Source organism: Marinobacter lutaoensis, from assembly GCF_001981305.1.
Taxonomy (GTDB): Bacteria; Pseudomonadota; Gammaproteobacteria; order Pseudomonadales; family Oleiphilaceae; genus Marinobacter; species Marinobacter lutaoensis.
Genome location: NZ_MSCW01000001.1, coordinates 259,840 through 271,401 on the forward strand (window position 1 = coordinate 259,840; position 11,562 = coordinate 271,401).

Here is an 11,562-nt window from a genome sequence, read left to right on the forward strand (position 1 = left end):
ATCTCAGTCCAGCTCGAAGGTGACCGACACCGAGGCGGTCACATCCCGGACCCCCACCTCGGCCACCACATCTTTGGCTGAACGGGCTTCCGCCATCATCATCGGGACCGGCCGGAAACCGCCGTTGATGCTCATGGTGACCACGTCGCTGCAGCTCTGTCCCAACTCGGTTGCTACGAACTCGCAGCGGCTGCGGGCATCGGCGATGGCCTGGGCCAGGGCCTGCCGCTCCAGTTGCGCCTGGTCGGAATGGTAAAAGTTTTGCGGCCCCAGGTTATAGGTGAACCCCAACGCCTGGGCCTTTGCCAGGATCGGGTTGAGCAGCGACAGGTCATGCAGGTTGAAACTGACCGTCTGGGACGCCACCGCCTGTTGCCGGGGCGGCTCGTTCCGCTCCGTTGCAGGCAGCGTGCGGGTGTAGAGGTTCAGGCGCGCGTCACTGTAGCCGTCGAGCCGCTCGCGCCACGGCTCGATGCCGCTGCGCCACCGCTCCATGAGTGCCTGCACCTGCTCGCTGGCCCGGGCCGCCAGGGCGTGTTCGGCGCTGGCGGTGAACTGCAGCCGGACGCTGTCCGGTTCGTAACGTACCGAGCCTTCGCCGCTGAGCGACAGCTCGCCCGCGAGGGCGGGGGTGGAAATCAGGCCGGCCAGGGCCGCGGCCAGTGCCAGGGGGTGTTGCTTCCGTTCTGTCATGGGGCTTACTCCTTCGACAGGATGGGGGAATCGCCCTCCGGCCCGGGTTCCAGGCGGGAGAGCTTGAAGTTGAGGGCGGCCTCGACAAAGGCCCGGAAAATGCCTCGGTGGCCGGCGTGGTACAGCAGATACTCCGGGTGCCACTGCACGCCGAGCAGCCAGGGACCATCCCGACCCTCGACTGCCTGCACGAAACCGTCGTTGTCCAGCGCCACCACCCGCAGATCCCGACCCAGCCTGCGGATGGCCTGGCTGTGGATACGGTTGGCGCCCACCACCGATGCCTGCATCCACTGGCGCAGACCGCTGTCCGCCACCAGCCGCACCGTCTGCAATGGGAGCAACAGCGGCCGGTGTCGGGTGTGGACGCGCAGCGGCGTCACGTTCTGACACAGGGTGCCGCCCTGGAAAACGTTGATGAACTGAGCGCCCCGGCAGATGCCCAGCACCGGCATACCGAGGGCGCGGGCCTCGGCCAGCAGGCGATGGTCGGTGGCGTCCCGCAGGCGGTCGTAGCGGGCCGTTACCCGGGGCTGCTGGCCGAAAATGGCGGGATGCACATGGGTGCCGCCGGACAGCACCAAGCCATCGAGCTGGTCGACGTTGACCCTCGAACCCGGGCGAATGTAGTGGCTCCGGGCGCCGTACCACCGCAGCGCCAGGCTGATCAGCCGGTGTGCCAGGGAGCGCCGGCGCGGGCCGCTGATGCCGATGGTCAGCCCCGGTAGCTCCAGGGGTGGGGTGTTGTGGTCAGACATAGCCCTTGGCTTGCAACCACTCGTGCACGGTTTCCGGCCAGCGATGGGTGAGGTTGTGGAAGCTCAGCTTGCGGCTGTCCCGGTACAGCGATCTCAGTTCCGCAAGGTGGCTGGCGTGATTGGCGATCTGCTCCAGTACATACCAGTCGTTCCAGACGCTGGAGAACTGCCATTCCGGATTGTCGATGTCGCAGTCGGGCAGCCGGTAGTGCAGGGTGGGGCGGCTTTTGATGCGCGGATCGTCCACGTACTGACCCAACAGCGACGGGTCCAGGTGCGCGAACAGCGGCAGCAGGTCCAGAGCCCGGTTGCGGGTCGGGTTGTACGTCAAGTAGTCACGCATCAGGCGCGCCTGGTCCGGCGCATAATCGTCGGCCATGAGCCGCTCGACGTAGCGGTTGTGCCAAGGCTCGATGTAGGTGGTGAACTTGCGGCTGATGTCGAGCTGATGGCGGGATTTGAGCCATTCGTAGAGACCGGCGAACGCCTGAAGGTAGCGCACCAGCGTGTCCGGATCCAGGGCCGGCAGCTCCGGGTTGAGCTGGAGTCCGAACGCGAAATACAGCGCTTCCCGGCTGCCCAGGGCACCCAGATCCCGCAGCTGCGCCACCAGTTCCTCCACGGTCTGCAGCTGGGACAGGGGAATCGGCGGTGTCACGATTTCCAGGGGAACAATCCGTTCGGCGGCGGCGTCGATCACGTCCATGGCCTGGGTGCTCAGCTCCCGCAAGGCACGGGGCAGCCGTTCGTCGTCCAGTGCCAGATCCTTGATCGGATCGGAATCCAGCTCGACGGTGAAGGTGCCCAACCCGGTATCGACCCGGGTCACATAGCGTGAGGCCAGCTGCGCCTCGCCCTCCAGCAGTCGGGCAACGTGGTGGACCAGTTCATCGTAGCCGAGACCGGACAGTTCGATCTCGACCCCGACCCTTCGCTCCTCGCCCCGTTCGTTCAGGCGGACATCCGGAATCCGGCATGGTACGACATTGGCCATCGGTGATCCTTCCCCTGGTGTGATTCGCTCAATGTGCCACTCACCTTAGCACAAACCCCGGCGCGGGCCGGTTACCTTGCTGACAGGAACGGCGCGCCGGGGTTTACACTGGATAAAACACTGTATATAGTCTGTTCACTGTATAAAAAAACAGGTTCGCGGCCGCGACGGAACCTGCGCCGATGAGCGCGGGGAATCGTTCGCAGGGCCCATGGGAGACATGGAATGAAATTGACTGCCAGGCAACAGCAGGTGCTGGACATCATCCGGCGCTACCTCGAAGAGACCGGTTATCCGCCCACCCGCGCGGAGATTGCCAGCGAGCTGGGGTTCCGCTCCGCCAACGCCGCCGAGGAACACCTGCGGGCGCTGGCCCGCAAGGGGGCCATCGAAATGGTGCCCGGCGCCAGCCGGGGCATCCGGTTGCCGGAAGCCGAGGACGATCCGGGCCTGCCGATCGTGGGGCAGGTGGCCGCCGGCAGCCCGATTCTGGCTCAGGAGCATATCGAGGACCATTGCAGCGTGCCGCCGGACTTCTTCTCGCCGGCGGCGGATTACCTGCTTCGGGTCCGGGGAATGAGCATGAAGGACATCGGCATTCTGGACGGCGACCTGTTGGCGGTGCATCGCACGCAGGACGTTCACAACGGCCAAGTGGTGGTGGCCCGGGTCGGGGATGAGGTCACGGTCAAGCGCTTCCGCAAGGACGGTGGCAAGGTCTACCTGATCGCCGAGAACGAGGCATTCGAGCCGATCGAGGTCGACTTGTCGGAACAAGAGCTGTTTATCGAGGGTCTGGGGGTGGGGGTCATCCGCCGCTCCGATCTGCATTGACGCCTGCCGGCGCCGGAACGAGTGGAAACCGAGACAATCGGGGGTCTTATGGAACAACTGAGTTTCAATCAGCAAAGCCTGGCCTTTCAACCGGGCGGTCGTACGCCATCACCGCTGGCCGCCCCGGGGCGCAGGGCCGTGATCCGGACCCGGCGCCGCGAGCACCCGATGGCGGAAGAGAGCGGTAATGTGACCGAGATTATCCTGCCCCGGGGACAGGTGGAGAATTTCCAGCTGCTGTTGCCCATGTTGACCCAGCTGAACCAGGAGAAACGCTGGCTGGCCTGGATCGACCCACCGCAGGCGCTGGTCAGCAAATGGCAGAAGATGCACGGAATCGTGGCCAGCGAGTTGCTGGTGCTGCGCTCCACGGCGGAACTGCCGGCTCAGCAGCTGGCCGAACGGGCGCTGCGTGCCGGCACCTGCCACGCGGTGGTCATGTGGACGGAAAAGCTGGCCCGTTCCGCCTTGGCTTCCCTCCAGAAGGCTTCGGCCGAGGGCAATAGCCACGGTGTGGTCCTGCGTCAGCGGTAACCGTTCCGTGGCCCCGGTTGCCAGGTCGGGGGTCAGTGCAGGGTGTAGGTGGGCTGGGGGTCGATGATTTCTGCGTCGTCGTCGTCCCAGTCGATGTCGTGGGCGACGTTGCCCACGGCCTCGATGCCGGCGGCAATCATGGCCTTAGCGACGCTCAGTTCCCGGTCTTCCATCATTTCCCGGGCTTCTTCCGAAAAGGAAATCCGCACCAGCGGTGCACTGTCGTCGTCGATGCGGCGCAAGGCATAGTCCCCGTTGCTCAGCTGCACGATTTCAAAAAAGGATGGTGACATTCGTAAACCTGTCTTTGGTTGCGATCCTCGGCGCGGCATGTAGCGAGGGTTACCACTCGCTGTGCCACTCCTCCAGATCCTTGGCGAATTGTTTCAGTGCGGTCAGGGTCGTCAGCAGCCCTGCCGCGGACCGGTCCGGTCCGGGCTCCGTGGCGATGGCAATGATGTTGTCATCGGTCACGGTCTTTCGTGTCGCCGGCGGCTGGCTCTGGTGTTGCTCCAGCTGGTCCAGGTGGCGCCACCAGCTTGTCCCTTCCGCCGCCAGGGCCGTGAGCTGCCCTATCTCCCGGGCGTCCGGGCCAATGCATCCGGCCAGCTCCTCGAGTGTGCCGGGCATGGCCCGGCGTTCCTGATAGTGGCGGGCGATCATCACCAGCAGCAGCTTGCGTGCCCGCAACATCAGCTCCACGGCGCCCTGGGTCAGCGCTTCCTGCCGGGGCGCCGGGGCGGGAGCCTCAAGCTGATCCAGCAGTGTTTTGGCGAGAAACAGCTTTTGTGTGACCAGCGAATACCATTGCGACGCCATGATCGACCCGTGATGACCAGTTGCCCCGGCGACGGCCGGATCTTCGGATGAAAGGTTGCCAGTGTAACATTTTCTGCCCATCAATGCTGCATCCGGCACCTCATACCTGTGTACAAGAAAAAACAAACATTCACTTGAAACGGTCGTTTGAATTTGGCAAAAAGCAGGCGTCAAACGAATCGCTGGAGGTGGATATGCGAAGCCGCATGATGGCGGGGATCGCCGTGCTGCTGTGGGGCATGGCCGGTCAGGCCGTGTCGAAAGTAACCCCGGAAGAGGCCGCCAGGCTCGACCGGGACCTGACGCCCGTGGGTGCGGAGCGGGGCGGCAACGCCTCTGGCACCATTCCACCTTGGACCGGGGGCCTGGCCACGCCGCCGCCGGGCTGGCAGCGCGGCCAGGTGGAGGTGAATCCGTTTCCCGACGACCGCCCGCTGTTCGTCATCACCCGAGACAACCTGCCACTGTACCGGGACCGGTTGACCGACGGCCATATTCGCTTGCTCTCCGAGTATGGCCCGGATTTTTTCATGCCGGTCTACCAGACCCGTCGTACGGCCGCTTTTCCCGAGCATGTGTACGCGAAGTTCCGTGAAAACGCGGTGTCCGCCGAGCTGCTGGAAAACGGCAACGGTGTGCGGAACACCATCATGACCAGCCCCTTTCCGATTCCCGGCAACGGTCTGGAGGTGATCTGGAACCATATCCTGCGTTATCGGGGCGAGGAGATCTCATTTCGCAGCGCCGCGGCCACGCCCCAGACGGACGGTTCCTACAATCCGGTGGTCAGCCAGTATGACTACTTCGTTGCCTACAGCAAGAAGGGGGCGACGTTGGCGGACATCGACAACAAGATTTTCTATCTCAAGACCGAAACCCTGTCGCCCTCGGCGTTGGCCGGCACCCTGACCCTGGTACACGAAACCCTGGACCAGATCCGCTCGCCGCGTCTGGCCTGGCGGTATGATGCCGGCTCTCGACGCTTGCGGCGGTCTCCCAACCTGGCCTACGAAACGGACCTGCCCAACGCGTCCTCCCTGCGCTCCGTGGATCAGAAGGACATGTACAACGGTGCGCCCAACCAGTACAACTGGCGCCTGAAGGGCAGGCGGGAGATCTACGTTCCCTACAATGCCTACCGGCTGCACGACGATCGGGTCAGGCCCGACGACGTGATCCGGCCGCGCCACATCAACCAGGAACTGACGCGCTATGAACTGCACCGGGTCTGGGTGGTCGAGGCAACCCTGCGCACCGGCATCAGTCATATCTACCACCGCCGGGTGTTTTACGTCGACGAGGACAGCTGGCAGATCCTGGCGTCCGAGGAATACGACGCCGCCGGCGCCCTGTGGCGGGTCTCCGAGGCCCATAACATCAGCTTTTACAGTGAGCCGGTGTTCTGGACCACGATGGAGATGACCTACGATCTGAAAGCCCGGCGCTATTACGTCGACGGCCTGAATGACGGCTTTCCGGCGTACGATTTCAGGCCAGGGTTCCGGGCCAAGGACTTCACCGCGTCCGCCGCGCGGCGGGCGGCCCGTCGCTGATCCGGGCGGCGGGGGCTTGTGGTTCGCGGGATGGCCGGCCATGATGCAGGAACTGGCATTAGGAGACTGTTGACATGACCACCCCCCAATCCCATCTGGATACCCTGGACCATCTGCTGGCCGAGCTCGGCCGGGCCCTGGCTGAGCAGGACTGGAGTCGTCTGTCGGAGCTGAATGCGAGGGTTCCGGCGGCGGTGGCGCCGGCCATGGCGGCGCTGCGCTCCGGCGAGCTGGACGCCGAGGCGGTCCGTACCCGGCTGTCGGAGCTGCAGCAGTTCGTCGAGGAGGCGAACCGGCAGGCCTCGGAGGCCCGCCATTCAGCGGAAAAGGAGCTGAAAGGCTTGAGTCGCAACCGGTCGGCGGCCCAGGCCTACCGGAATGTTTCCGCAAACCGGGGCAAATAGCGTCATAAAATTGACTCGCCCTGGCTTACAGTCTTAAATACCGCACAAATCCCCAAAGAGATTGTGGTGAATGTCCAAAAATAACAAGGTGCTGGTGCTGAGTGACGACGACCTGCGAGGCCGGGATATCACGACCATTCTGGAGTTTGTCGGCGAGGAACAGGTCCTGTGCGGTGACGATGCGTTGGCGCTCTTGCGGCAGGCGGGCGAGGACGAGCTGGCGGACGTGTCGGTGGCGATCCTGAACGGTGAGGATGGCCGAGTCCGGGATTGGGTCGGTATGGTCTGCAAAGCGTCCCGGAGTCTCCCCCTGCTGGTGGTCGGTGACCCGGAGCTCAAGGGCCTGAACGACGAGGTGGCCGGTCGGGTGATTGCCCGCCTGGAATGGCCGCTGAGCTACACCAAGTTTGTCGATTCCCTGTATCGGGCCCAGGTGTTCCGGGAACAGTACGGTCACTCCCTGGAGCGGGGCCGGCAGCGGGCTCCGCAACTGTTCCGCAGCCTGGTGGGCACCAGCCGCAAGGTGCAGGAGGTCCGTCGCCTGATGGAGCAGGTGGCGGACAAGGACGTGAGCGTCCTGATCACCGGCGAATCCGGAACCGGCAAGGAAGTGGTGGCCCGCAACCTGCACTATCACTCATCCCGTCGCGACAGGCCCTTCGTGCCGGTTAACTGTGGCGCGATCCCCGCGGAGTTGCTGGAAAGCGAGTTGTTCGGCCACGAAAAAGGCGCCTTCACCGGCGCCATTACCGCCCGGGTCGGGCGTTTCGAGATGGCTGAGGGCGGCACGCTGTTCCTGGACGAGATCGGCGACATGCCCCTGAACATGCAGGTGAAAATCCTGCGGGTGCTGCAGGAACGCACGTTCGAGCGGGTGGGCAGCAACCGCACCCAGACCGCCGATGTCCGGATCATTGCCGCGACCCACAAGAACCTGGAGCTGATGATCGAGTCCGGAGACTTCCGGGAGGATCTGTACTACCGGCTGAACGTGTTCCCCATTGAGATGCCGGCGCTGCGTGACCGGGTGGAGGACATTCCGCTGCTGATCAACGAGCTGATCTCCCGGATGGAAAAGGAAAAGCGGGGTTCCATCCGCCTCAATTCCGCCGCGATCATGAGCCTGTGCCGCCACGATTGGCCAGGCAATGTCCGGGAGCTGGCCAACCTGGTGGAACGGCTGGCGATCATGCACCCCTACGGCGTCATCGGCGTCCAGGAGCTGCCAAAGAAGTTCCGGTACGTGGATGACTACGACGAGAACCGCCCGGTGGAGGATGCCGGTATGCCGTCGGGCGTGCCCGGGCTGGTCGGTCTCGATGCCCCGGCGCTGTTGCCGGTGAACGGCATCGACCTCAAGGACTACCTGTCCAATTTGGAAAAACAGCTGATTCAGCAGGCCCTCAACGAGGCCGGTGGGGTTGTGGCCCGGGCCGCTGAGAAGCTCCGCATTCGACGGACCACCCTGGTCGAGAAAGTCCGCAAGTACGGCCTGCGCGAGGAGGCGGAGGAGGGCTGAGGCCCTCCCGCCCCGACGTAAAATCGTCACTAGGCCATCCCTCGTTTTCCTTACTTTTTGATAATAAAGAAGAAATTCAAGTTGGCACAGTCCTGGCTTGTTCGCTCGTAAACGAGAAATCCTACGGGTGCGGCCCGCCCCGTGGGCCGTCAGGGAGCGAGAAGTATGAGTCAGGCACAGGTTGCGATGAATGCCGAAAGCCGCGTCGCCCAGGGCAATGCGGCGGCGGACGCCAACGACCGCGTGACCGCGTTGTTCCCCCAACAGGGGGGCGAGGCGGTCGATTCCGCGCTTGAGCTTTTCAACCGGATGTCCCGGCAGATCACCGATTCCTACCGTACGCTCGAATCCCGGGTCAACCAGCTCTCTGGTGAACTGACCCAGGAGTCGCTGCAGCGCCAGCAGGAACTGGAGGAGAAGGAGCGTCTGGCCGATCGCCTGACCACCCTGCTCAAGGCCCTGCCCGCCGGCGTGGTGGTGCTCGACAGCCAGGGCGTGGTGGCCCAGGTCAATCCGGCGGCGGTGTCGCTGCTGGGGGAGCCCCTCGAGGGCGAGCGCTGGGTGGACGTGATCCGGCGCTGCTTCGCGCCGAGACGGGATGACGGCCACGAGGTGTCCCTGAAGGACGGCCGGCGTGTCAGCATTGAAATTCGCACCATGGAAAACCAGCCCGGACAGCTGATCCTGCTGACCGACATGACGGAAACCCGTCAGCTGCAGGCGCAGCTCGCGCATGCCCAGCGCCTGTCGGCCATGGGCAAGATGGTCGCCTCCCTGGCGCACCAGATTCGCACGCCCCTGTCGGCGGCGATTCTTTACGGCGGGCATCTGAGCCAGGACGACCTGGACGATGAACTGCGCCGGCGCTGTGCCGAGCGGCTGATGTCCCGGCTGACGCACTTGGAGCAGCAGGTGCGGGATATGCTGATCTTTGCCCGGGGCGAGACCCGGCTGGCAGAAGAACTGCCGGTGGCGACTCTGGTGTCGGCGCTGTCCTCGGCCCTGGAGGGTGTCCGCACGGTGCCCGCTACCCGGGTCGAGCTGGACGACCGGAGCGAAGCGCGGGCCACGCTGATGTGCAACCGCGACGCGTTGGTGGGCGCTTGTACCAATCTGGTGAACAACAGCCTGGAGGCCGGTGCGTCCCGGGTGGTCGTAACCGTCGAGAACCTGCCCGGCACTCTGGTGATTCGCGTGTCGGACAACGGGCCCGGGTTTGCGGCGTCAGAAACGGCTCGGCTGCTGGAGGCTTTCTATACCACCAAGTCCCATGGTACCGGCCTGGGGCTGGCGGTGGTTCAGGCGGTGACCAAGGCCCACCAGGGGCAGTTCACCATCGAGGCTCCGGAGTCGGGCGGGGCGGTCGCGACCTTGACCCTGCCCCTGCTGACGCGCCGAACGTGAGTGGAGAACATCATGGCCCATAACGCCCAGATATTGATCGTTGAAGATGACCACGACCTGCGGGACGCCCTGGTGACAACCCTGGAACTGGCAAAATTCCGGGTCCGGGAGGCGGCCTGTGCCGAGGATGCGCTGGCGCGTCTGGCGGAGTCTCCGGTCGACATGGTGGTGAGCGATGTCAACATGCCCGGGCTGTCAGGCCACGAGCTGCTGGCCGAGGTGCAGCGTCGGTACCCGGGGCTGCCGATGATGCTGATTACCGCCTATGGCCAGATCAGCCACGCGGTGGCTGCGATGCAGGCCGGAGCCATCGACTACCTGGTCAAGCCGTTCGAGCCCCAGGTGCTGGTGGACGCGGTGACCCGGGTGGTGGGCGGTGTACGCCGGGCCTCCGCGGACGAGCCGGTGGCGGAAGACCCGGTCAGTAAGCGCATGTTCCAGCTGGCGGCCAAGGTGGCGAACTCGGATTCCACGGTTCTGATTTCCGGCGAGAGCGGTACCGGCAAGGAGGTGCTGGCCAGATACATCCATCAGCATTCCCCAAGAGCCGGGCAGCCGTTCGTGGCGATCAACTGCGCCGCCATTCCCGAGAACATGCTGGAGGCCATTCTGTTTGGTCACGAAAAAGGCGCCTTTACCGGCGCGGTGGCGTCCGCGCCGGGCAAGTTCGAGCAGGCCAACGGCGGGACTCTCCTGCTGGATGAGATTTCGGAAATGGAACTGGGACTGCAGGCCAAGCTGCTCCGGGTTCTTCAGGAACGGGAAGTGGAACGGGTGGGTGGACGCAAGACCATCGCCTTGGATGTCCGGGTGATTGCGACCACCAACCGGGACTTGGCGGAATCGGTCCGTGAGGGCCGCTTCCGGGAGGATTTGTACTACCGTCTGACGGTTTTCCCGATGCACTGGCAGCCCCTGCGGGAACGCCCGCTGGACATCCTGCCGCTGGCCGGCCATCTGCTCCGGAAGCACTGTCGCAAGATGAAGCTCACCGGCATCACCCTGGCCGACGACGCCCGGGAGGCCCTGGTCCGGCATCCCTGGCCCGGCAATGTGCGAGAGCTGGACAACGCCATACAACGGGCCTTGGTACTGCACCAGGGGAACGTCATTCATGCCGGTGACCTGTGCCTGGACCTGGGCATCACCGGTCGGCCGATGCCAGCGCCCCCGGCGATGCCGTCTCCGGTGCCGGTCGCTGTGGAGCAGGCGGAGCCTGAGTCGGCGCCAAGTCCGTCGGCCGCCTCCCTGGGGGACGACCTGCGCCAGCAGGAATTCCGCATCATCATCGAGACCCTTCGCAAGGCGGGCGGGCGGCGCAACCGGGCGGCGGAACAATTGGGCATCAGCCCCCGCACCCTGCGGTACAAGCTGGCCCAGATGCGCGACGCGGGCATCGACCTCGAAGCCGAGCTCGCCCTGGCCTGACCGTAACTCCGGACTCCTTCGTGTCGGCACCCCTCGGGGTGCCTTTTTTATCCCGGCCGTGGCCCTTTCTACCGGGCGCCAAGCACCGTCAAAACCCCGACATGGGGCGCGTCTGGTCGTAATTTTGTTTCCGTAACGTAATGAAAATAAATTAAAAAAAGTGAATGGCCCAAGATTTGCTTAGGTGTGCCTGTCCGAGTTCTAACAGGCCGGCCGTCCAACACCCGACGGCCCCAGGAGAGAGTGATGGTACAACGTGCCGACATCAACAGCGTTCTGTCCGAGATTCGCAACTTGCGCGCGCAGATGATGCAGAATCAGCGTGTTGAGCAGGAGGCCCATGTGCGCGGCGGCGTCGATCGCCCGCGCCGAGTCGATGAAAGCCGCGAGGTGCCGAGCTTCGGCGACATGCTGGGGCAGGCGGTGAACCATGTGAACGACCTCCAGCAGACCGCCAGTGACCTGCGCACCGCCTATGAACTGGGGGACCCCAACGTCGATCTGACCCGGGTCATGATTGCCGCCCAGAAGTCGTCGGTTTCCTTCGAGGCGCTGACCCAGGTGCGCAACCGGGTGGTTCGGGCCTATGAAGACATCATGAACATGCCGATCTGATAACGGA

General features: G+C 64.3%; 13 protein-coding genes. 8 read left to right on the top strand and 5 right to left on the bottom strand.

Features of this window, described 5'->3' with window-relative positions; genetic code table 11:
* Positions 1 to 3: 3 nt before the first annotated feature.
* Genes BTO32_RS01175 through BTO32_RS01185 form a run of 3 tightly spaced genes read right to left on the bottom strand, consistent with a single transcriptional unit; the run spans position 4 to position 2,445 of the window.
* A complete protein-coding gene (locus BTO32_RS01175; protein ID WP_076722611.1) occupies positions 4 to 693 on the bottom strand; it encodes an SIMPL domain-containing protein in 690 nt (229 codons plus the stop codon).
* Positions 694 to 698: 5 nt separating this feature from the next.
* Positions 699 to 1,451 carry a gamma-glutamyl-gamma-aminobutyrate hydrolase family protein gene (locus tag BTO32_RS01180; protein ID WP_076722612.1) on the bottom strand — a complete coding sequence of 251 codons (753 nt, stop codon included), beginning with the start codon at positions 1,449 to 1,451 and terminating at the stop codon, positions 699 to 701.
* A complete protein-coding gene (locus BTO32_RS01185) occupies positions 1,444 to 2,445 on the bottom strand; it encodes an amidoligase family protein (protein ID WP_076722613.1) in 1,002 nt (333 codons plus the stop codon). Before BTO32_RS01185 ends, BTO32_RS01180 begins: the two co-directional genes overlap by 8 nt.
* 225 nt (positions 2,446 to 2,670) lie before the next feature.
* Between BTO32_RS01185 and lexA the strand changes: the two genes are divergently transcribed.
* Positions 2,671 to 3,279 (top strand): transcriptional repressor LexA, encoded by a 609-nt coding sequence (lexA, locus tag BTO32_RS01190; RefSeq protein ID WP_076722614.1) that lies wholly within the window; start codon positions 2,671 to 2,673, stop codon positions 3,277 to 3,279.
* Between the two features lie 48 nt (positions 3,280 to 3,327).
* A complete protein-coding gene (locus BTO32_RS01195) occupies positions 3,328 to 3,813 on the top strand; it encodes a cell division inhibitor SulA (protein WP_076722615.1) in 486 nt (161 codons plus the stop codon).
* A gap of 32 nt (positions 3,814 to 3,845) precedes the next feature.
* Here BTO32_RS01195 and BTO32_RS01200 read toward each other — a convergent pair whose 3' ends face one another.
* Both BTO32_RS01200 and BTO32_RS01205 read right to left on the bottom strand, forming a co-directional pair.
* The gene (locus BTO32_RS01200; RefSeq protein ID WP_076722616.1) at positions 3,846 to 4,106 is read right to left on the bottom strand and encodes a hypothetical protein; all 261 of its coding nucleotides are present in this window, start codon (positions 4,104 to 4,106) and stop codon (positions 3,846 to 3,848) included.
* Between the two features lie 49 nt (positions 4,107 to 4,155).
* Positions 4,156 to 4,632, bottom strand: a complete 477-nt coding sequence (locus tag BTO32_RS01205; protein WP_076722617.1) for a DUF6586 family protein — start codon at positions 4,630 to 4,632, stop codon at positions 4,156 to 4,158.
* A gap of 194 nt (positions 4,633 to 4,826) precedes the next feature.
* On the opposite strand from BTO32_RS01205, the gene BTO32_RS01210 reads away from it, so the two are divergent.
* The 6 genes from BTO32_RS01210 (at position 4,827) to fliE (ending at position 11,555) form a co-directional block, all read left to right on the top strand.
* Positions 4,827 to 6,185 carry a DUF1329 domain-containing protein gene (locus tag BTO32_RS01210; RefSeq protein ID WP_076722971.1) on the top strand — a complete coding sequence of 453 codons (1,359 nt, stop codon included), beginning with the start codon at positions 4,827 to 4,829 and terminating at the stop codon, positions 6,183 to 6,185.
* Between the two features lie 74 nt (positions 6,186 to 6,259).
* Positions 6,260 to 6,589 (top strand): SOS cell division inhibitor, encoded by a 330-nt coding sequence (locus tag BTO32_RS01215; RefSeq protein WP_076722618.1) that lies wholly within the window; start codon positions 6,260 to 6,262, stop codon positions 6,587 to 6,589.
* Positions 6,590 to 6,659: 70 nt separating this feature from the next.
* The gene (locus BTO32_RS01220) at positions 6,660 to 8,108 is read left to right on the top strand and encodes a sigma-54 dependent transcriptional regulator (RefSeq protein ID WP_076722619.1); all 1,449 of its coding nucleotides are present in this window, start codon (positions 6,660 to 6,662) and stop codon (positions 8,106 to 8,108) included.
* A gap of 165 nt (positions 8,109 to 8,273) precedes the next feature.
* Entirely contained in the window at positions 8,274 to 9,512 is a 1,239-nt protein-coding gene (locus BTO32_RS01225; protein ID WP_076722620.1) for a sensor histidine kinase, read from the top strand.
* Between the two features lie 12 nt (positions 9,513 to 9,524).
* The gene (locus BTO32_RS01230) at positions 9,525 to 10,940 is read left to right on the top strand and encodes a sigma-54-dependent transcriptional regulator (RefSeq protein WP_076722621.1); all 1,416 of its coding nucleotides are present in this window, start codon (positions 9,525 to 9,527) and stop codon (positions 10,938 to 10,940) included.
* A 246-nt stretch (positions 10,941 to 11,186) separates the two neighbouring features.
* Positions 11,187 to 11,555 carry a flagellar hook-basal body complex protein FliE gene (gene fliE, locus BTO32_RS01235; RefSeq protein WP_076722622.1) on the top strand — a complete coding sequence of 123 codons (369 nt, stop codon included), beginning with the start codon at positions 11,187 to 11,189 and terminating at the stop codon, positions 11,553 to 11,555.
* Positions 11,556 to 11,562: the final 7 nt, after the last annotated feature.

Excerpts from the sequence above, each read along its gene's own strand:
- BTO32_RS01225 (WP_076722620.1), top strand. The coding sequence starts at position 8,274 with ATGAGTCAGGCACAGGTTGCGATGAATGCCGAAAGCCGCGTCGCCCAG.
- BTO32_RS01195 (WP_076722615.1), top strand. The coding sequence starts at position 3,328 with ATGGAACAACTGAGTTTCAATCAGCAAAGCCTGGCCTTTCAACCGGGC.
- fliE (WP_076722622.1), top strand. The coding sequence starts at position 11,187 with ATGGTACAACGTGCCGACATCAACAGCGTTCTGTCCGAGATTCGCAAC.
- BTO32_RS01215 (WP_076722618.1), top strand. The coding sequence starts at position 6,260 with ATGACCACCCCCCAATCCCATCTGGATACCCTGGACCATCTGCTGGCC.
- BTO32_RS01180 (WP_076722612.1), bottom strand. The coding sequence starts at position 1,451 with ATGTCTGACCACAACACCCCACCCCTGGAGCTACCGGGGCTGACCATC.
- BTO32_RS01200 (WP_076722616.1), bottom strand. The coding sequence starts at position 4,106 with ATGTCACCATCCTTTTTTGAAATCGTGCAGCTGAGCAACGGGGACTAT.
- BTO32_RS01210 (WP_076722971.1), top strand. The coding sequence starts at position 4,827 with ATGCGAAGCCGCATGATGGCGGGGATCGCCGTGCTGCTGTGGGGCATG.
- BTO32_RS01205 (WP_076722617.1), bottom strand. The coding sequence starts at position 4,632 with ATGGCGTCGCAATGGTATTCGCTGGTCACACAAAAGCTGTTTCTCGCC.
- lexA (WP_076722614.1), top strand. The coding sequence starts at position 2,671 with ATGAAATTGACTGCCAGGCAACAGCAGGTGCTGGACATCATCCGGCGC.
- BTO32_RS01220 (WP_076722619.1), top strand. The coding sequence starts at position 6,660 with ATGTCCAAAAATAACAAGGTGCTGGTGCTGAGTGACGACGACCTGCGA.
- BTO32_RS01175 (WP_076722611.1), bottom strand. The coding sequence starts at position 693 with ATGACAGAACGGAAGCAACACCCCCTGGCACTGGCCGCGGCCCTGGCC.
- BTO32_RS01185 (WP_076722613.1), bottom strand. The coding sequence starts at position 2,445 with ATGGCCAATGTCGTACCATGCCGGATTCCGGATGTCCGCCTGAACGAA.
- BTO32_RS01230 (WP_076722621.1), top strand. The coding sequence starts at position 9,525 with ATGGCCCATAACGCCCAGATATTGATCGTTGAAGATGACCACGACCTG.